Consider the following 21,410-nt stretch of genomic DNA (forward strand, 5'->3'; position numbering starts at 1 on the left):
GAGTAAAAATAAAAGCTAGTGACGTAAGATTGGCCTTAGGGTTCTCGATTGGTGGAGTTTGTGCAGCTTATAAAAATGGTATTTGGTTTGACTACAATTACTTTTATCCTACATTTTTGGGTCGTGCAGGTCTACAATAATAAGTTGGGTGGAACATAAAAATGAAAAATTTTAAAAAAAGTATGGACGAATCGCTTTCCGTTATGGGAATAATCTTTTTGGGTCTAATAATTCTATCTTTTTTTATTAAGGATAGTTCTGCTTTTTATAATAGTAGGATTTATTTAATAATGATTTTTTTAGGTAGTACTATTGTTGGCTTTTTTCGGTTACAAAAAAAGTAAAAGTCAAGAGTAAATGAGAGCAGAACTAACTACCTAAAAAATAAATAAAATAAGTATCTATTATTTGGAAACATACAAAAATCCGTCGAGAGCAACTTCTCTACGGACTTTTTTGTTTTAGAGTCAATGAATTTAGCAGTTTTGTGTCTAAGGGTTGATTGTTGTCATTGTAGAATTGGGACAAAAAAAATAACCATCTTCGTAACTTTCGCGAGTTAAGAGGGTTATTTTAACTAATTAATGAGCTACTGTCTTTTTAACGGTTCTATGCGAGAAGTCCTGTTGACGCAGGGCTTCTTTTTCATATTTTCAGTATAGCATAAATAGAATATTTGTGGTAATAAATTAGGTGATAAAAATATGATATACTAAACAAATAGAAAAGTGAAAAGACGGTGGCTATTCTGGAAGAGAGGTGGTGCTTATGCAAATAAGTACTATATCTAATGAAGGGAAATGCTTGATTTGTCCGCATATGAAACGATTCAGACAATTATTGGTTTTGGTACATTTACCATTACTTTAGTTGGTCTAATTGTAGAACTGCTAAAAAATGACAAAAAAAAATAACCGTCTAATTATCTTTGACCAGATAACGGTTATTTTTTAACTAATTAGAATGGTCACCGTCTTTAACGGTTCTATGTGAGGAGTCCTGTTAGCGCAGGGCTTCTTTTTTCATATGTCTAGTATAGCATAAATAGGATATTTGTGATAATAAATTAACTGATAGAAGTATGCTATATTAATTTAGTAGAAAAGTGAAAAGACGGTGGCTATTCTTGAAAAGAGGTGGTGCTTATGAAAATAAGTACTATATCAAACGAAAGGAAATGCCTGATTGTATCTAATCGGAATTGCAGTGGTTTTAAGTGGAGTATCAGCAGTCATATTGGTTTTAGCTAAAGTGATTAATGCTATCTTATAAAAGTAACTATGTTACACAAGTTGATGGAATAGACTGTGGTGTAGTAGTATATGTTGAGGAATCGGAGATAGTTGCTGCTTTGGTTGAAGTTTTTGAATGTTTAGCATTGGCATTAGCACTTTAGGAGGAACTTATGGAAATTATGAAATGGGGACTATTTGTATTTAGTCTTACAATTGTATTTACACTTTTAGGAATACGAAGAGATAGAAAAAAAATCGATTATCTTACTAAACTAGAAGAAAAGCAACAAGACCAAATAAGAAAGTTAATGGGAGAAATAGATGAATAATCATATTATTGTTATTATCGATTTAGTATTAATATGTATTTGGATTGTTTGTTCGATATATTCGGGAATATACCGGAATAAGTTGAATAAAATCACAAAAAAAGTGATGATTAGTACGGAAATAATTAAGGAATTAACTACCCAAAAAATTTTGAATTTAGAAAAAGATTTAAAAAATAAATAAAATGAATATCTATTATTTGAAAACATACAAAAATCCGTCGAGAGCAACTTCTCTACGGACTTTTGTTTTACAGTCAATAAACTTAATAGTTTTGTGTCTAAGGGTTGGATACAGTATTGTCGGGGGTCTTCAAACTTAGATAACCAGATAAAGTAGAATTAAATTTATAATATTTCTTATTTATTTCCTAAATACACAACTATTTTAGATACGATATAAACAAGAAGAGCAGTTACAAGAGCCGACATGATTAAATTTAAGTTTAAACTACGTGTCAATAAAATTGATAAACCTGCCGTGAATCCAACAAAAATTCCTTGTATATTTCTATTTTTAAACATGATATATCACTCCTTAATTGTCTTTTTTTAAACATATTTCCTTCAAAATATATATTTCAGATGTTATCACATGCGCTTAAAATAGAAAGATTCTTTGACCATGGCAAACGTGTCTAACAGAAAAGATAGTGGCTATTCTTAAGGAGGTAATACTTATGAAAATGAGTGGTCATTATAAAATTAGGACAAAAAAATCATTAACATTTAGCTATCGTCTTTAACAGTTCTATACGAGAAGGCCTGTTGACGTGGGGCTTCTTTTTTATGAGTTCATTATATCATGAATAAGAAACGTTATGAATTGTAGCAATTGATAACGGGTGTTATCCTAATGTTGGTTTTAAAATACTAGGGGGAGTTTTATCAATAAAAAAATAGTTAAGACTGATAATAATCAGGCGAGATGGCTGGGTATAGTTGGTGTCGTATTATGTATAATTGGACTGTGGTTAGCGGGTATACAAGGAGCTATCGGTTCAGAGGCAATACTTTCAGGGATTTTAATGGGTATTATTGTTATTATTTATACATTCATAATAGCGGCAATTTTAAAAATCTAAATGAAAAATGAGCGAGTACTTTTTAGAAAGTACTTACTTAGTTTATTACTTGAGTGGATGTTAAGAAGTGACACTTTGTTGACTATAATTATATTTTAGGCGGGTGTAAAATATGGAAAAATTTAAAAAGAGCGTAGATGATTCTCTTTCTCTTATAGGGACGATATTTTTAATGATAATAATTTTATCATTCTTTATTCAAGATAGTTCTTTATTTCATGATTGTAGAATTTTTATTATAGCGATATTTTTAGGTAGAACTATGGTTAATTTATATCGTGCACGGAAAAAGTAACTGAAGTAGGGTGGGCAGTTCTGGATGAATTGATCCTTACCGTAAAGAATAATTAAAAGGAGGCAACCGATATACACAGATAAACTCTGCGTATATCGGTTGCCTTCTTTTAATAACTAGAGAAATAAATCGCATGTATATCCGCAATATTTACTTTCGCGTCGTTAATAATTAAGTTATCTTCATACCACCCAGCAATTAAACCCGTAACTGGATCCAGAAGAGTGCCATCAATATTTTTGGTAGATAAATCAATAGAGACGGGAGTAGATTGCATAATTGCAGAATTAATTACTTCTGCAATCTCACGACTAGTCATCTTAATAGCGTGGGTTAATGCTTGTTTGGATTTTTCTTCGTTCGATTTCTTTGTCCTAGCCGAGGTATGGTCACTTAAATAGAAGCCCTGCCATTTCATCATGCCACGATCATGATAATCATATTTAAGGAATTGATTTATGAGATTTGAGTCGCTAGTTTCCTTAGTCATATGCATTTCCTCCAGCATGGCCGCCAACGAGACCGGCACGACCAATCGCGGTGGCGCCTTTTGATTTACTGGATAATTTTACAAGTGAGTTGAAGCCATACTTCTTTCGAATGTCATCGATTGTATGATCTAAAATATGATTTTTAAGTTCGTCGTCTTTAGTATCAAAGATGTCTAGTTGCTGTGCGTTGTCATCAATCAAGTTGCCACAAGAAATACTAATGTGTCTTAATGATTCGTGATGCCACTTTTTCCGAAATAACCTCAGGACGTGATTTGTTAGCTCTAGATTTGAATTGGTAGGATCAATCTTCATTGATATTCCAAAACCTGGTCGGCTGCGTGTAGAGTCTGTGGTTTCTGCCAGAGAGAAACCAATCCCCAAATTAATAACGGTTGCAGATTTATGATGGGCTCTTAAACGCGCAGCAACCTGTTCAGCTATCTCACGGATAACAACTTCAATTTCGGATTGAATAACATAATCTTTAGGCAATACCTGACTATTACCGTATGATTTTTCTTTTGGGATGTATTTTTCATGAATGATTGAACGATCAATGCCCCAGCTGAGCGCGAATAATTGACTACCAACAACACCTAATCTAGCTTTAAGTTCATACGGATTAGAGTGTGCTAAATCATACATTGAATTGAACTTCCAAGATTTTAATTTTTTAGTAGTCTGCTGCCCGATTGACCAAACATTTTCAAATTCAGTAATGGGCCATAGTTTATCTGGCACATCTTCATAGTGCCACTCAGCAATTAAGCTATGATTACGTTTTGCTTCGATGTCTAAGGCGAACTTAGCGAGCACTGGATTATCACCAATGCCAACTGTTGTATAAATACCGGTTTCCTTTTTTACGGCGAGTTGAATTTTTCGAGCAACTTCGTATGGAGAATTTCCAAAAAGCTTCCAACTAGTCGTCATATCAATAATTGATTCATCAATAGAGTAGGGGTGGATGTCATCATCTGACGCAAACTGTTGAAAAACTTTATTAATTTTTATGTTTTCTTCTATATATAAATTCATTCTTGGTGGAGCAATTACTAAACGTTCATCGTGGATTGGAACGCTTTTAGCACGGGTCACATTACTAATGCCAAATAGTTTTTTAGCCATCGGACTAGCCGCCAAAACTAATCCGCTACCGGTATTCTCGGCAGTAGACATCACGACAAGAACAGAACGTAGCGGATTGAGTCCGCGTGCAACGGATTCAACTGAAGCATAGAAGGATTTAGAATCAATCATAAAGATGACCCTTCTAGGTTCATTGCCATAATTGTACATTCTAAAAACCTCCCTTCAATATAATACCTAATTATACGAACATACGTTCCTTTAGTCAATGGTACCTGCAATAAAATCTCTATAAGTGAGTGACTATAATGGTTTTTTAATGATGTCAGTAAGAAATTACTGGCATTATTTTAAAAAAAAGAGAAATCCTTCATAGAAATATTGTGTACCAATTGGTATAGTTAGTATGCTAACTAAAATATGAGGAGTGATGGATATGGATTTAGGTTATTTGCTCATGTCGGTTTCTAAAAAAGTGAAATATCAAGTTAATAAAGAATTAATAAAAGAAGGTGTAACGGTTCAACAATGGGCCGTTATTAAAAATATAGGCTTAATGTCTAAGACGCAATTAGTAACTTCTGCGGATTTAGCAAAACGAATAGATATCGATAAGGCAACGATTTCTGGTATTTTAAGACGTTTAATTGATAAAAACATCGTCGATAAAAAAGTGAATCCTTTAGACAAGCGAGCTTCCCGATTAAAGCTGACAGATAGTGGAAAAGAAACTTACAATCGTTATAGTACTATCGCTGATAAGGCATTAGCCGAATCAATAAAAGTTCTTTCAAATGACGAAAAGGAACTTATGGGACAAATTTTAACGAAATTAAACGATCAAACGTCTCAATAAATGAACTAGACCAATGATGAATCTTAGTGGAGGATTAGATGAATAAAAAAATAAGGACATATTTCATATTATTAGGATTATTAACTTCTTTTTGCATTACGCCAGCAACGGCTTACGCTGAAGCAACCCATGGGGATGTAGTAACGCAACAAGCAAAAGTAAATAATGATGTGAGTCATATGGTGACGGATCTTAAACTATCAACAAATAGAATGGTTGATGGAGGGAAGGCAACGGTTAGATTAGAATTTAATGCTCAAGGGAGAAAGATAAAGGCGGGAGACATTATTGCTGTCAATTGGCCACATTCTGGCAACGTGTTTGGGACGGGATATGCTAAAACCTATAAATTTAAAATACATAATGTCGACGTGGGAACCTTAACGGTAACCAAAGAAAAAGCAGTCATTTTATTTGATCATAATATTGAAGATATGTCAGATGTTAAGGGATGGACTGAGTTTGATTTAGAGGGCCGTAATATGACTGAAATGGATGATAAAAACATTGGGAATTTAATCATCACAAGTGGGAATCAGTCTGCGAAAATAAGTATCGAAAAGCCAGCAACGAAGCCGACTAAAAATTCGTTTTATTATAAGTCGGGCGATATGCAACCTGAGGATACAAGTCATGTACGGTGGTTTTTAAATATTAATAATAATAAAAATTTTGCGACAGATGGCGTCGATATTGATGACAAAATACAACCCGGACAGAAACTAGATTTAGATAATTTTGAAATTTCTGTGAATGGCTATAATCGTAGTTGTTTTCTGGGTAAAGGAGCCGTAGAAAAATTCACAAAAGTATTTCAGGGTAGCTCTATTTCTGCTGATCCAGAGACTGGACAAATTAAGGTTTTTATCCCGGAAAGATGGGTGTCAAAGAATACTTTTAGAATTAAATATTTAACAAAAATTCAAGATTACAATCAAAAGTCTTTTGAAAATAAAAGTAAAATATGGTATCGAGAATTCAATCAACCAGCGGTAAGCGGTAAAGAATCAAATGCGACGGTTAAAAATGTCAACGTGGATGGCAAGATTGATGGAGAAAATAAAACAATTGCTTCAGTAACTAAAAAATGGGACGACCACGATAATCAGGATGGCTTGCGTCCTGAGAAAGTAACTGCACAACTGTATGCAAATGGAAATAAAACGGGTGATCCAGTCACTTTGGAAGCTGCTAACCAATGGCATTATTCGTGGAAAGGGCTAGTGAAGAGCGTTAATGGTTCTGAAATTATCTATACTGTTGAAGAAACGAGTCAAACAGACGGGTATGTTCCAGAGGTAACGACTCAAGATGCGAGTGAGAATGAATTCGTGATTACGAATCAGCATGAATCCGAGACGACAGATATTAGTGGTGAAAAAACGTGGGTAGATAATGAAAATAAGGACGGACAGAGACCCGAATCGATTAAAATTCATTTATTAGCAAACGGTAAGCAAGAGGGACCTGAAAAAACGGTAAAAGCCAGTGAAAACTGGCAATACAAGTTTAGCGATGTGCCCAAATATGCTAACGGAAAATTAATTCAATATACAGTATCTGAAAATGCTGTCGAAGACTATACGGGTAAAGTAGACGGTATGAATATCGAAAATACCTATATGCCAACGAAAACGAGCGTAACGGTAATTAAAAAATGGGTTGATCACAATAATCAAGATGGTATACGTTCGGACGATGTAAAAGTGCAATTATATGCGGACGGAAAAGAAAAAGGAAATCCGGTCGAATTAAATGAGGACAATCATTGGACCGGGCACTGGTTGAATCTGAATAAAAACGAAAATGGTACGAAAATTAAGTATAGCGTAAAGGAATTAAATGTTTCAAAACAGTACCAAGCTGATATTTCAAACGCGGATGCAGCGGAGAACGAGTTTTTAATCACCAACACACATAAACCCGAATTGACCGCTATTTCTGGTAAAAAAACATGGGTCGATAATGACGATCAAGATGGAAAACGACCAAGTGCTATTCAGGTTCATTTATTAGCGAATAACCAACGTGTCGGGGTTGCTAAAAAAGTGACGGCCGCTGAAAATTGGCAATATACATTTAACGACATGCCAAAATACGAAAACGGCCAATTAATTCATTACAGCGTAGTTGAAGATAACGTGGTTGGTTATACACCCGAAGTATCAGGATTTAATTTAATTAATCGATATACGCCTGAGAAAACGGCCGTTCAAGTTACCAAAAAATGGGCGGACCACAATAATCAGGATGGTCTGCGCCCCGATAAAGTCCAGATTCAACTGTACGCGGATGATAAAACACAAGGCGACATTGTGGAATTGAATGAAGCAAATCATTGGTTATATCAGTGGACAGAATTAGATAAAAAATTAAAAGGGTCTAAAGTAAACTACAGCGTTAAGGAAGTCGCCGTCTCTAAACAATATAAATCGGTCGTTTCCGTAGTTAATGAAGAAAAAAATGAGTTTATGATTACTAACAGTCATAAAACTGAATTGACTGATATTTCTGGTAATAAAACCTGGTTAGATGACAATGATCAAGATGGAAAACGGCCGGAAACGATTAAGGTTCATTTATTAGCAAATGGTAAACAAATTGGAGATGTGAAGTCAGTATCCGCAAAAAATGATTGGAAATATTCATTTAAAGATGTGCCAAAATACGAGAATGGCAAAGTAATTGAATATGCCATTTCAGAAAATTCAGTAGCAGGTTATACAGCAAAAGTAGATGGAAATAATCTGATTAACAAACATGAGTCTGAATTGACAACAATTTCAGGTTATAAAACGTGGTTAGATGGAAATAATCAAGATGGTAAAAGACCCGAAACGATTAAAGTCCATTTATTAGCAAATGGCAAACAGGTCGGAGATGCGAAGTCAGTATCCGCAAAAGAAGACTGGAAATATTCATTTAAAGATGTGCCGAAATACGAAAACGGTAAAGCAATCGAATATACTATTTCAGAGAATTCGGTGCCAGGCTATACATCAAAAGTTGATGGAATCAACCTTATTAATAGCTACATTCCCAAAAAAACAATAATCCAAGTTACGAAAAAATGGGATGATCAGAACAACCAAGATGGTGTGCGTCCTGATAAAGTTTGGGTTCAATTATATGCAAACGGTAAGACACAAGGTGAAGTTGTGGAATTGAGTGAAGCAAATAACTGGGTTCATCGCTGGACAGATTTAAATGAAAAATCAAAAGGTGTAAAAAATAGTTATAGTGTGAGGGAACTAAATGTCGCACATCAGTATATATCGCTCACGTCAATCATGAATAAATCGAATAATGAATTGTTGATTACTAATAAGCATGAAGTTGAATTAGCAACAATTTCAGGAACGAAAACGTGGTTAGACGACAATAATCGAGACGGCAAAAGACCTGGAACGATTAAAGTTCATTTATTAGCTAATGGTAAACAGGTTGGGGATGCGAAGTCAGTATCCGCAAAAGACGATTGGAAATATTCATTTAAAGACGTGCCAAAATACGAAAACGGTAAAGTAATTGAATATGCCATTTCAGAGGATTCGGTATTAGATTATACGTCAAAAGCAGATGGGAATAATCTGATTAACAAACACGAGTCTGAGTTGACAAGTATATCAGGTCGTAAAACCTGGTTGGATAATGATAATCAAGATGGAAAAAGACCGGAAATGATTAAAGTCCATTTATTAGCAAACGGCAAACAAGTTGGAGATACGAAGTCCGTATCCGCAAAAGACGATTGGAAATACTCGTTTAAAGATGTGCCGAAATATGAAAACGGTAAAGTAATTGAGTATACGATTTCAGAAGATTCGGTATTAGGTTATACATCAAAAGTAGATGGAAATAATCTGATTAACAAGCATGAGTCTGAATTAACGAGTGTTTCAGGTCATAAAACGTGGTTAGATGACAATAATCGAGATGGAAAAAGACCCGAAACGATTAAAGTTCATTTACTAGCGAATGGTAAACAAGTCGGAGATGTAAAATTAGTATCTGCAAAAGACGACTGGAAATATTCATTTAAAGACATACCGAAATATGAAAATGGAAAAGTAATTGAATATACGATTTCAGAAGATTCGGTTTCAGGTTATACGTCTAAGGTAGATGGAAATAATCTGATTAATGAACATGAACCTGATAAAACAACCATTCACGTTATAAAGAAATGGGACGATCATGATAATCAAGGTGGGTTACGACCTGGACAAGTGAAAGTTCAATTATATGCGGATGACAAAGCTTACGGTGAGGTTGTAGAATTGAATGCAAACAATCAATGGGCATATTCTTGGCAAGAATTATATCTTAGAAATGATGGTAAAAAGGTAACGTATACCGTCAGAGAAGTTGGGACAGACAAGGCTTATTCGGCGGATGTGAAAGAAATGGCACCAGGCCATTTTGAAATTACAAATACGCTTATCAGAAGCTTAACGCCAGATAAACCTGAAAAGAAACCAACTAAGAGAGATTCCGTTAAGAAAGAACCAGTGAAGAAAGTTACTGCTAAGAAGGAATCGAAACAAATAGAAGTTGTCAAAAAAGAAATTAATAAAAAGGAAGTTATGAAACCAAAAGCAACAAAAGTGAACTCAATTCCTAAGAAACCAACTCAAAAACAATTACCTAAAACCGGAGAAGAAGAGAACAACTGGGTAACTATTTTTGGAATGTTAGTCATATTATTATCTGGGGGATGCTACTTTTATGGAAATCGAAAAAGGAAAGTTACTAAATAACGTAAAGTAGCTTGAATTGATTTATTTATCAGCATTGCTTTTGATTAATGATTGAATTTGAGTCAAAAAAATAACCCTTAGTATTGGATTTTAGTCCGATATTAAGGGTTATTTTTGTTGCTTTAACCAGTTAATGGGTTTATTCTGAAATTTTTTCTTCTCCAGTTGTTTCTGGTTGTTTTGATGAGTAACTCACTTGAAACCAATCGATATAGTTACGTTTGAATTCAATGATTTTAAAATCGAAAGCATCGAAGCGAATAACTTCATTTAATCGAACTTTATGATTTTCAAGAATGAAACCGGCTAAGGTAACGCTCTCTGAATCATTCATTTCTTTATTTTTAATTTTAAAGAAGCGTTCAAAATCATATAAAGTTGTTTTACCACTGACATTGTAGGTGCCATCATCATTTTTGACGATGTATTCACTTGAAACGTCATCAATTTCATCTTTAACTGTTCCAAATAATTCTTCGTAAATATCTTTATCGGTTACAATCCCACTTGTACCACCATATTCATCCGAAACCACTACGATTGGTGTTTGTTTACTAATCATTTGGCTTAACAGCGTTCTAATTGGTGTTGTTTCTGGGACAGTAATGATTGATCTGAGCATTTTACTAACTAAAATGGTATCGTCGATTTCAGCTTGTCTGACTAAATCATAGATATAAACATAGCCGAGTATTTTATCTTTATCATTGTTAGCAACGACTGGGAAACGGCTATATCCTTGATGTAAGTAATCTTTAATAACATCGTGAATGGTATCTGTAATATCAACCACGTAAAGACTTGTTCGATCAACCATAATATCTTTGGCAATCTTATCATTCAAATCAAATGCGCGTTGCATGTAAACATAATCATCACGATCAAGTTCACCACCTGAAACGGCATTTTGTGATAAGGCTAGAATTTCTTTTTGGGTGAAAATCTCACTATTTTCATCGGTTGGTGTGATACCAAGCATTCTGGCTACGCGTGTTGCTGAGTTGTTCAGCAACCAAACCAATGGATAGAATGCAAGATGGAAGTAACGTAATGGTGTTAAGACAACCATTAGAACTTGGACGGGCATATCGATACTTAAGTTTTTAGGCACGATTTCCGTATAAACCACTTCAACGTAGGTCAATATTAGCACACCGATAATTGCACCGATGATGTTTAATCCTGATTCAGACGCGAAATGGAACCATTTGAGGACATCCACTAACAAGAACTCAATGGTTTTTTCACCGACCCAACCAAGAATAATCCCGGCAACACTGACCCCAACTTGGGTTGTTGATAGGTATTCATTCAGATGAGCCAGCATTTTTAATGCTCTTTCTTGTTTCTTACGATTACCGATACCCGCTTCCATATCGGCCTCGATGGCACTAGGACGTGCTTGAACGAGTGCAAATTCTGCGGCAACAAAGAATGCTGCGGCAAATAATGTCACCAAGATGACAATCAAATTGACGATAACTGTACTACTAGACAATTTTTGTGTCCCCCATAATTAATTCATATTTTAAATTCGTACCTCTCTATTTTACCATTAAATACGCTTAATGTCGTTTACTCCAAGGGAACTATTCAGATAATCGCAAACTTTTTACGCAGAGGATAGTAATTTACACATAAATTCATTATAATAGGAGGATAAAGAAAAAATATAGAAGAATAACGGAGGCTATCATGTCGGGTCAATACGCAAAAGGTCAATTAAAATTATTTGCACTTAATTCTAACGTTGAGTTAGCAGAGAAGGTTGCTAACGTTTTAAATACAACCCTTTCTACAGCATCCGTGAAACACTTTAGTGATGGCGAGATTCAAATTAATATCGATGAAAGTATTCGTGGCGCGGATATTTATATTATTCAATCAATTTCAAATCCAGTAAATGAAAATTTAATGGAACTTTTAATTATGGTTGATGCATTGCGTCGTGCAAGTGCTGGTACTATTAACGTTGTAATGCCTTATTATGGGTACGCACGTTCAGATCGCAAGGCACGTTCACGTGAACCAATTACAGCCAAACTTGTTGCAAACTTTATTCAATTAGCCGGCGTATCTCGCGTGATTACGTTGGATCTACATGCGGCGCAATTGCAAGGTTTCTTCAATATCCCAGTGGACCATTTAGTTTCATTAGAAATCCAAGCTAAATACTTCATTGAAAATGGGATTACAGATGATGTTGTGGTCGTTTCACCTGATCATAACAGCGTTAAAGGTGCCCGTAATATGGCCGAAAAACTTAAAGCTCAGATTGCTATCGTTGATAAACGTGGCTCTGACTTTGCCGATAATAGTGCAGAAACGTCAATTATTGGTGATGTTAAAGGCCGTCGTTGTATCGTCATTGACGATATGATTGATACGGGAACGATGATGACTGATGCAGCACGCGCACTTAAAGCTGCTGGTGCAACAGATATTTATGCTTGTGCAACACATGCTGTTATGTCGGAAGGCGCAATTGAAGCCTTATCTGATGACAACATTAAACAAGTTATTGTAACTGATAGTATTGTCGTGCCAGAAGCTGATAAATTAGACAAATTAGTTCGTTTATCAGTTGCAGATCTCTTTGGCCAAGCCATTGATTTGATTCATAAAAACCGTTCAGTTGATAAATTATTCACAGAAAAAAATTAAATTAAAAGAGGCCGTTGGTAAATCACTTTTTGTGAGTTTACTGGCGGCTTTTTATTTTGGGTTTTGCTAATGGTTATTAGCTGAAATGATAAGTCCTATCCAAACAAATTTTAAAAATTTTTAATGGTATACTTGTTTTGCATAATAACTACTGGAGGTTCTTTTATGTCTAAAAAATTGCAATCAATTGTTCCTATTTTTTTGTTAGTTATTAATACTTTGTTGTTTCTCTTTTTAATGCTTCAATTATTTCCGTATCATTTAGGCATAATTGGTCTGTTTTCTATACAAGTTTTTTTATTAATTGATTTTTTAGTTTGTTTAAAATTACAATTTCAGGCACAAGTAGAGGGAAACACTAAATTTTATGTATTTTTAATTTCTTTAATTGAATTATCTTTAATCTCTGTAGACTCATATCGTGATACTTTAAATGATTACAATTTCATCTATTTTCTCATTATAATTTGCATATTTGTTTTATTTTACCTGTCATTTAAACAGATGAAAACACGTCGATTGCCTTATGATCTACTAATGATATTCGTTTTTCTCCCAATGTTATTTAAGATCATATTAGTTCTATTTTATATATATATTGGGCATGTAGTGGGCATATATTAGTTAGGCAGTGAGGATGATATAAGGGAGACAAAATGAGAAATAGTAATATGATATATTAATAGATAATAAGAATGATTCAGTAGCATGAAAAGGGGCGGTAAAATTGAGTTTGAAATTTGTGTTAGGAAAAGCAAGTACAGACCATCAGGCAAGCCTTGTTGGACAATTAAAAGAGTCACAAAAAATGGATCCATCGGGTCAGTTTTTTTATCTGGTTCCAAATCATATTAAGTTTGAAGCGGAAGTTAGTATTCTTGAAGCATTAGGACAAGAAAAACTGACTGAACAGAATCTTTTTGCACAATCAAATGTCCAAGTATTGTCGTTCACGCGATTAGCTTGGTTCTTTTTGAAAAATACACCTTATTATCAGATTCCACGTTTGTCTCAATCTGGATTAAACATGTTGGTCTATCAGTTGATTTCTGAACATGAAGATGACTTAACAATTTTTAGAGGCGAAAAAACGCAGACGGGATTTATTTCACAACTGGTTAGTCAGTTAAAAGAACTGAAAGTCGGTTGTGTTACGGTTGATGATTTGACGCGAATTGCTGGAACTTTTCCAACAACTGGTGATTTAGGTGCCAAATTGCATGATTTACAAATTATTTATCGCGCTTTTGATGCCGCAATGGCTGATCGTTATATTGAAAATAATGATTTATTAGCGGAATTAAGTCGTTATTTCACAGAAGACGGTTTACGAACAAGTTATTTTTACATTGACCATTTTTCACAATTCACGGCGCAAGAACAAGAACTTGTGACAGCTCTAATCAAAGGGGCCAAGCAAGTCACAATAGGGTTAGTTTTAGACCAAGGTCACGCAAATAAGGTTGCTGAAAAAACGGATTTATTTTATAAATCGAGTCGTTTATATGCTGATTTAGTTGGAAAAGCACATCAAATTCAAATTCCAGTCTTGACTGATAGCTATGCTCAACTAAAGGAAAATCAAAATCCTGATTTATCACTTTTAGAAGATTTTTGGATTGCTTCGAGACGATTAGTTAGAACGCAATCAGAATCATTGGTTCATTCGGATTCTATTCAAGTATTTGAAGCAGATAGTCGATATATCGAAATCCGACAAGTAGCTACAAAAATTAGGCAGTTAGTAGCAACTAAAGGCTACCGTTACCGAGACTTTATGATTTTAACTCGTCATTTAGACAGCTATGAGACGGTAATTCCACCCGTTTTTAACGAATTCCAAATTCCTTATTTTAATGACTTACAGCATGCGATGGCTGACCATCCGTTAGTTGAGTTACTAGCAGCCCTATTTGAAGTAAAAGCGAAACATTACCAATATGGTGCAATGATGCGATTATTAAAAACGGAGTTGTTGATTCCACGAGTTGATGCGGTTGAAATGCCAATTGAACGCTATCGGAGTGCCGTTGATTTAACGGAAAATATGGTTTTGAAGTACGGTTTTTCTGGTTCTCAATGGCTACGTAAAGATGACTGGACTTTCTACCGCTTCGATTTTACGGATGCCGATGAGCAACAGACGGATAAAGACCAAGCAATTACAACTCAAATTAATCAGATTAGACATTTTGTTCAAGCAATTTTGCCACCTTTCTTTGAACAACTAGATCAAGCAACAACCGGTGAAGCAGGCGCAAAACTTGTTTACCAATTCCTAGTTGAAAACGGAGTAACGAAACGCTTGTTAAGTTGGCGTGATCGTTATTTGGCTGCTGGTAATATTGCTCGATCAGAAGAACCCGAACAAACATGGCAAACGTTTGTCGGTATGTTAGATGAATACGTTGAAACATTAGGAAAGCAGACGTTTAATGCGGATGATTTTATGGCATTAATTCAGGCTGGATTTGAAGGCGCAAGTTACTCACAAGTGCCATCGACTTTGGATCAAGTGGTTATTTCTGAATCAGGGATGGTTCAAATGAACAATCGTAAGATTACGTTTATGATTGGCTCGACAGATATGGTGATGCCGGAACAAGTTAGTCAGACACAATTATTAACAGATGATGATCGAGTACAAATGGCCGGAGAACTAACCGCCGAACAATATTTATCAGACTCGGCAATTAGCCAAATGGCGGCTGAACCCTTCTTAAATTACCTTGCTTTTCTAGGACCACGTGAACAACTTATTTTTTCATATCCTAGCGGAAACGACGGCGAAAAAAATTTAAATCCGTCGCCTTATTTAATGATGATTAAAGAACATTTTAATTTACCAACACAACAATTGGCTGCTAATCCGGAACTGACGGAACAATCGGCGTTAGATTTTGTGGGGACGAAGCGGAGCACGTTATCGTCATTAGTCGTTGCTAGTCGATTGGCGAAAACAATGTTATCGCCAATGCCAGACTCTTGGTTGTATCTTTTGCGTCAATTGATGACTGATTCTGAAATCGGGTCATTAACGAAACAACTGTTGGGCAGTTTAGACTATAAAAATGTCCCAGTTAAGTTAACTCAAGAGATCATAACTGACTTGTATGGCACACGACTAGATACTTCAATTTCAAAATTGGAAACATTCTACCGTAATCCTTTTGAGTACTTTTTACAGTATGGATTAAAATTGAAGGAACGTGACGTCTTTGAATTATCGCCAGCAAGTACAGGAGAGTTTTTCCATATGGGTTTGGACGAGTTGATGAAGGCAGTCGCTGATAATAATCAAGTTTATGCCAACGTTACTAAAGAACAATTAGATGATTATTTAAATGCCATTTTAAAAGACATGCGCGACCTACCACAATTTCAAATTCTGGGGAGTTCCAGTCGAATGGGCTATATTGCTAAGCAACTTAGTTTACTATTGAAACAAGTAACGCACGCTATGTGGCAACAAGGTCAACAAACAAAAATGAAACCACTGAAAACAGAAGTCTTGTTTGGACATGTTGGTGCTGAATCCGGATTGAAGGCTTTAACTTACGCTTTGCCCAAAGGTCGTTCAGTGAATGTCCGCGGTAAAATTGACCGGATTGATTATATGAAGGGCGAGTCAAAACAGTATCTTGGAATCGTCGATTACAAATCGGGTATTCGAAAATTTGATTTTAGTGATGCTTATTATGGGTTATCGATGCAGATGCTAACCTACTTACAAGCTCTAATTGAAAATGCGGATGCTATTGCGCCGGACACGGGATTGGAAACAGCCGCCGCTGGTGCCGTTTATATGCATTTACAAAATCCTAAGTTGAAGATGGCAGATGTTCAGGCAAAAGGGTTTGAAAAAACGTTATTGAAAGCTAACCAAATGGACGGTTTATTACTTGAAGATAATCAATTATTGAGTAATTTAGATACTGATTTTGAAGACGAATCACTAGGCTATTCATTAATCTATCCGTTTAGAAAAACGAAAAAAGGTTTCACGTCGCCGTCTTCATTATCAAAAAAATTAATCACACAAACTGATTTGAATTTATTGTTGGGACATAATAAACAATTAATAACGGATGCGGCAACCGATATTTTTTCAGGGTCAACGAACCTAAGTCCTGCACGTTGGAACGCCAAAAAAACAGCATTACAATATTCACCATATAAATCTATCTTTCAATTTGATGCGATGTTACCTGAAAATAATTACCATGAAATTAGTAAATTGAGTTGGGAAGAAATAGAGCGACGCCTGACGGACGGGGAGGACGATGAATAATGAGTAAGTTTACATTTACGCCAAGTCAACAACGTGCCATCGACGAGAGTGGGACCGATATTCTGGTATCGGCCTCTGCCGGTTCAGGTAAGACACGTGTTTTAGTCGAACGTGTCATTAAAAAAATCTTGGCAAAAACGAATATTGATGATTTATTAGTTGTGACTTTTACGGAAGCCGCTGCTAAAGAAATGCGTCAACGAATTCAAGTTGCGCTACAAAAAGCAATCAATGAAACAGATAATCGTGAAGATAAACAACATTTAGTTGACCAATTGATGCGCCTACCGGTCGCTAATATCAGCACCTTTGATGCCTTCTGTCTGCAATTAATTAAACGTTATTATTACGTGATTGATTTGGATCCCGTCTTCAGAATGTTAACGGATGTAACTGAAGCAGCCTTATTAAGAGAAAGTGTTTGGGAGGATTTGCGTGAGTCATTATATACTACGGATGACGCAGTATTTGAACGACTAACACAAAATTTTTCAAACGATCGCAATGATGATGGGTTATCAGAACTTGTTTTTAGTTTATTTACATTTGCGAGTTCAAAACCAAACCCCGCAGAATGGTTAGCCAGTTTAGCGGCAACTTATGATGTGGGAGATGACCTGGTTGGTAGCTCATACTACCAAACGACAATTAAGCCGTTAATTCAGGCCGATTTAACCCAAATTCAAGCCGACTTGAAAACGGCGTTAGACTTATCCGTTCACTTTAGTTTAACCAAACATCAGGTGGTCACCGAGGAAGAAATCCAGCTCTTAGTGGCTATTGTTCAATCAGTTGACGATGATGCGCCTTGGAATCAAATTCACGATAATATTCGTGGTTATAAGTTGAAACGTGCCCCAAGCGTGCCGGCGAAGAACTTGGAAGCAGACCAAGCTGCAGCTAAGGATCAGATTAAAGACTTAAAAGACGGTATTAAAAAACGATTAACTAATCTAACTGAGCGCTTCTTTAATTTAAATGAAACAGAAACTTTAGAAATTATGGCGGAGTCTAAAAAGCTGATTGAAAAATTAGTCGACGTGATTGGCTTGTTTAGTGATGCGTTTACTAAGGAGAAACGTCAACGGCATATGCTTGATTTTAATGATTTAGAACATCTAGCATTGGATATTTTGACGCGAGATTCTGAAACGTCTGTTCAGACGCGAACGGCACTTCAAGCAAAATATAATGAAGTTTTGGTTGACGAATATCAGGATACAAATCAACTTCAGGAAGCCATTTTAACGCGAATTACTACGAAAAACCCTGGTAATATGTTTATGGTGGGGGATGTGAAACAGTCGATTTACGGTTTCAGACTGGCGGACCCTGGTCTATTTTTAAGTAAGGATAAAGCTTATAAGGAAGATGACAGTCAGGGTAACCGAATTATTTTAGCTGAAAACTTTCGTTCCGTGGAGAATGTAACGGCTTTTACTAACTTAATTTTTACCCAAATCATGGATAATAAAGTCGGTCAAATGGCTTATGATACTGATGCTAAACTCGTATTTGGAGCAACGTATTACCCTGATGTTGAGCAAAATGCTGAGGTGTTAATTTATGAATCAGATGAACCCGAAACTTTTGAAAATCCGGATGAACCAATTGAAGCAACAAATGAACAATTTGAGATTGACGGGAAGTCAGAAGGGCAGGTTGCTTTAATAGGCCAGCGTATTCAAGAACTAATGACGACTAAAACGGAGATATTTGACCGTGAGACTTCAGAAAAACGACCAGTGGCGTACCGTGATATAGCGTTATTGGTACCAACACGTAAGAATAATTTAGTGATTATTGATATGTTTAAAAAAATGGGGATTCCAGTTGTTGTTAACGATGCGGAAAGTTATTTTCAAACCACTGAAATTCGTATTATGATGTCGTTATTGCGGATTATTGATAATCCGTATCAAGATATTCCGTTAGTTAGTGTGTTGCGGTCACCTATCGTAGGGCTAGATGAAAATGAGCTGGCCTATTTACGAATTGGTAATCGGACGGATGATTATTATCAAGCAGTACTAACTTTCTATCAAAATTTTGATACCTTTAAAGAAAGTGGATTTGCTAAAAATCTTTATCAAAAAATTGATCGATTCCTGACGCAACTTTCAGGATTTCGTGAGATTGCGCATGAAAATCAGATAGCAACGCTAATTTGGCAGATATACCAAGAAACGGGTTTTCTTGATTATGTTGGTGGGATGCCCGCGGGAAGTCAAAGACAAGCCAATCTACATGCCTTATATAATCGCGCACATGCTTATGAGAATAGTAGTTTTAAGGGGCTATTCCAATTTGTTCGGTTTATTGAAAAAATGCAAGAACGGGATAAAGATTTAGCAGAAGCACCTGTTCAAAATGTAGAAAATGCGGTGTCAGTAATGACCATTCATGGGAGTAAGGGACTTGAATTTCCAATGGTCTTCCTTGTCGATGCGACACATCAATTCAATCAAATGGGGATGCGGATGCCTTATTTAATCGATGATAAAGCCGGAATTGGTATTACTTATTTGAACCCTGAGAATCGGACAGCAATGGATACACTGCAAAAATCAATTGTGAAATCGGCCGTTATCGAGAAATCTGAGGCGGAAGAAATGCGCTTGTTGTATGTTGCTTTAACACGTGCTGAACAACGGTTATTTATTGTTGGTGCTTACGCAAATAGAGAAACGGCAATTAAACGTTGGCAAAAAGCGTTCCAGAGTCAACAACTTGTTTTAAACGCGCCAGCTCGAAGTGGCATTAAAAATTTCATGGACTGGATTGGTATGGCGTTAGTCCGTCATCCGCAGTTTGATAAATCACTGTTGTTAGATCCACCAGTGGTACCACAACTACTTGATGAAAATGCTGTAAAAACGCAATTTAGTGTCAGCTTCTATCAAAAAAAGGATTTACAACAATTAAGTGTTTCCGAAGAAGAAGTCACGCAAATAGATTGGTTAGAGGCAACGACTGATGGCATGCCGGAAACTTTTGGTACTATTGATGTTGACCAAATTGACAAAGTGTTAAATTTCCAATATCCATTTGATAATTTGACAAAAACAACAGCCTATCAGGCAGTATCAGAAGTGAAACGATTATTCGATGATCCAACTAATCGTGAAATGAATCAATTGAGCATAGCAGGTCAAGGCAATCGCTATGTGACAAGTGAACTCGCTGTGCCGAAATTTATGCAGGGCGTGACCGCACCAACCGGAAGTGATATTGGTAGTGCAACACATTTGGTTCTACAAGAACTAGATTTAACCACTGAGGTTACCTTAGTAGGAATTCAAACTGAAATTAAACGCTTAGTCTCAGCCAAGGTTTTAACTCAAGAGGTGGCGGTATTAATTAACGAGCAACATATCGCTAATTTCTTTCAGTCTGATCTAGGGAAGGAAGTTGTATTGGCTGGGAACACCGTACAGCGTGAAGCACCTTTCTCAATGTTATTACCGGCCAGCGAACTCTTCCAAAACGTTGAGTCTCCTGATGAAAAAGTTCTCATCCATGGGATTATTGATGGGTACTTCATTAAGGATAATGAATTGATTTTATTTGATTACAAGACGGATAAAGTTTCTAAAGACAATACTATAGAAGAGATTGAAAAATTAACGGCTCGTTATCGAGGTCAATTGAATCTTTATGGCGAAGCACTAGCAAATATGACGGGGTTAAAAGTTGCACATAAATATCTATATCTGTTGGCTGCTAATCGAGTAGTTGAGGTTTAGGGATATAAAGGTATACAGCAAGAAAATATCGGTTGAACAAATCGCGTTTATTGATAGTTTAAGATAATAAGAACCGTCCACTTATTTTATTGGTGGGCGGTTCTTTGCTGATTTCATTTTTTTGAGGGAAGACCTAACGAAAATGGTTAACGCAATTTCGGTGCCATTTTATAGAAAAGCAAGGAATTATCATGATTTTAAAAAACTTTTTTACAAATTGGTATAGATAGGTTTTTTTTGAATGAAACAAGTCATGTAAACGTTAAAAAACCCATTATGCGGGTGGATAACTAATATCCATACGTTTAAATGGTATGATTGTAACCGCATACAATTGCGCTTTTTTAATAGTAATTCGTAATCGTTGTGCTATACTAAACAACATAGACGTTATGGAAACGATATTATTTTTAAGGTTTTTATAACATTTTAAAATTAAATTAGATTGCTTAGGAACAAAGGCGGATGCTTGAATTGCTTTTGAAATAAATTTGTGTGTACTTTTATATTATAAATGTAAGCGTTTTTCCTGAGTTCTTACAGTAATCTAATAAACATTTAGGAGG

Annotated in this window: 11 protein-coding genes; 7 read left to right on the forward strand and 4 right to left on the reverse strand. The window is 35.7% G+C overall.

Annotated features, from left to right (window positions below; translation table 11 throughout):
- The first annotated feature begins 800 nt into the window (after window positions 1–800).
- The gene (locus tag N0K73_RS06740) at window positions 801–914 is read left to right on the forward strand and encodes a putative holin-like toxin (RefSeq protein ID WP_112251305.1); all 114 of its coding nucleotides are present in this window, start codon (window positions 801–803) and stop codon (window positions 912–914) included.
- Window positions 915–1,405: 491 nt separating this feature from the next.
- Window positions 1,406–1,564: a hypothetical protein gene (locus tag N0K73_RS06745; protein WP_157052000.1), complete on the forward strand. Its 159-nt coding sequence runs from the start codon at window positions 1,406–1,408 to the stop codon at window positions 1,562–1,564.
- Window positions 1,565–1,924: 360 nt separating this feature from the next.
- Here N0K73_RS06745 and N0K73_RS06750 read toward each other — a convergent pair whose 3' ends face one another.
- The 3 genes from N0K73_RS06750 to N0K73_RS06760 form a co-directional block, all read right to left on the reverse strand.
- Window positions 1,925–2,089 (reverse strand): hypothetical protein, encoded by a 165-nt coding sequence (locus N0K73_RS06750; protein ID WP_157052001.1) that lies wholly within the window; start codon window positions 2,087–2,089, stop codon window positions 1,925–1,927.
- A 964-nt stretch (window positions 2,090–3,053) separates the two neighbouring features.
- Window positions 3,054–3,434, reverse strand: coding sequence for a hypothetical protein (locus N0K73_RS06755; protein ID WP_112251311.1), 381 nt, complete (start codon window positions 3,432–3,434; stop codon window positions 3,054–3,056).
- Window positions 3,427–4,737: a Y-family DNA polymerase gene (locus N0K73_RS06760; RefSeq protein ID WP_284068663.1), complete on the reverse strand. Its 1,311-nt coding sequence runs from the start codon at window positions 4,735–4,737 to the stop codon at window positions 3,427–3,429. The genes N0K73_RS06755 and N0K73_RS06760 overlap by 8 nt, the downstream gene beginning before the upstream one ends.
- Before the next feature lie 226 nt (window positions 4,738–4,963).
- Here N0K73_RS06760 and N0K73_RS06765 point away from each other — a divergent pair, with 226 nt between their 5' ends.
- Window positions 4,964–5,383: a MarR family winged helix-turn-helix transcriptional regulator gene (locus tag N0K73_RS06765; protein WP_057974495.1), complete on the forward strand. Its 420-nt coding sequence runs from the start codon at window positions 4,964–4,966 to the stop codon at window positions 5,381–5,383.
- Between the two features lie 38 nt (window positions 5,384–5,421).
- Window positions 5,422–10,143: a Cna B-type domain-containing protein gene (locus N0K73_RS06770; protein WP_284063897.1), complete on the forward strand. Its 4,722-nt coding sequence runs from the start codon at window positions 5,422–5,424 to the stop codon at window positions 10,141–10,143.
- 139 nt (window positions 10,144–10,282) lie between these two features.
- Here the strand turns inward: N0K73_RS06770 and N0K73_RS06775 are convergent, their stop codons facing one another.
- Window positions 10,283–11,641 (reverse strand): hemolysin family protein, encoded by a 1,359-nt coding sequence (locus tag N0K73_RS06775; protein WP_112251317.1) that lies wholly within the window; start codon window positions 11,639–11,641, stop codon window positions 10,283–10,285.
- Between the two features lie 197 nt (window positions 11,642–11,838).
- Here N0K73_RS06775 and N0K73_RS06780 point away from each other — a divergent pair, with 197 nt between their 5' ends.
- The 3 genes from N0K73_RS06780 (at window position 11,839) to addA (ending at window position 20,844) form a co-directional block, all read left to right on the forward strand.
- Window positions 11,839–12,807 carry a ribose-phosphate diphosphokinase gene (locus N0K73_RS06780; protein ID WP_057974498.1) on the forward strand — a complete coding sequence of 323 codons (969 nt, stop codon included), beginning with the start codon at window positions 11,839–11,841 and terminating at the stop codon, window positions 12,805–12,807.
- A 727-nt stretch (window positions 12,808–13,534) separates the two neighbouring features.
- On the forward strand, window positions 13,535–17,098 hold the full coding sequence (locus N0K73_RS06785) for a PD-(D/E)XK nuclease family protein (RefSeq protein WP_112251319.1): 3,564 nt from the start codon (window positions 13,535–13,537) through the stop codon (window positions 17,096–17,098).
- Window positions 17,098–20,844: a helicase-exonuclease AddAB subunit AddA gene (gene addA, locus N0K73_RS06790; protein WP_430869436.1), complete on the forward strand. Its 3,747-nt coding sequence runs from the start codon at window positions 17,098–17,100 to the stop codon at window positions 20,842–20,844. Before N0K73_RS06785 ends, addA begins: the two co-directional genes overlap by 1 nt.
- The last annotated feature ends 566 nt before the right edge of the window (window positions 20,845–21,410 follow it).

Origin of the sequence: Dellaglioa algida (genome assembly GCF_030127605.1) — a bacterium.
GTDB lineage: Bacteria > Bacillota > Bacilli > Lactobacillales > Lactobacillaceae > Dellaglioa > Dellaglioa algida.

What these genes read in the sequence shown, in the direction of transcription:
- N0K73_RS06740 (WP_112251305.1), top strand. Translation starts at nt 801, where the DNA reads ATGCTTGATTTGTCCGCATATGAAACGATTCAGACAATTATTGGTTTT.
- N0K73_RS06745 (WP_157052000.1), top strand. Translation starts at nt 1,406, where the DNA reads ATGGAAATTATGAAATGGGGACTATTTGTATTTAGTCTTACAATTGTA.
- N0K73_RS06750 (WP_157052001.1), bottom strand. Translation starts at nt 2,089, where the DNA reads ATGTTTAAAAATAGAAATATACAAGGAATTTTTGTTGGATTCACGGCA.
- N0K73_RS06755 (WP_112251311.1), bottom strand. Translation starts at nt 3,434, where the DNA reads ATGACTAAGGAAACTAGCGACTCAAATCTCATAAATCAATTCCTTAAA.
- N0K73_RS06760 (WP_284068663.1), bottom strand. Translation starts at nt 4,737, where the DNA reads ATGTACAATTATGGCAATGAACCTAGAAGGGTCATCTTTATGATTGAT.
- N0K73_RS06765 (WP_057974495.1), top strand. Translation starts at nt 4,964, where the DNA reads ATGGATTTAGGTTATTTGCTCATGTCGGTTTCTAAAAAAGTGAAATAT.
- N0K73_RS06770 (WP_284063897.1), top strand. Translation starts at nt 5,422, where the DNA reads ATGAATAAAAAAATAAGGACATATTTCATATTATTAGGATTATTAACT.
- N0K73_RS06780 (WP_057974498.1), top strand. Translation starts at nt 11,839, where the DNA reads ATGTCGGGTCAATACGCAAAAGGTCAATTAAAATTATTTGCACTTAAT.
- addA (WP_430869436.1), top strand. Translation starts at nt 17,098, where the DNA reads ATGAGTAAGTTTACATTTACGCCAAGTCAACAACGTGCCATCGACGAG.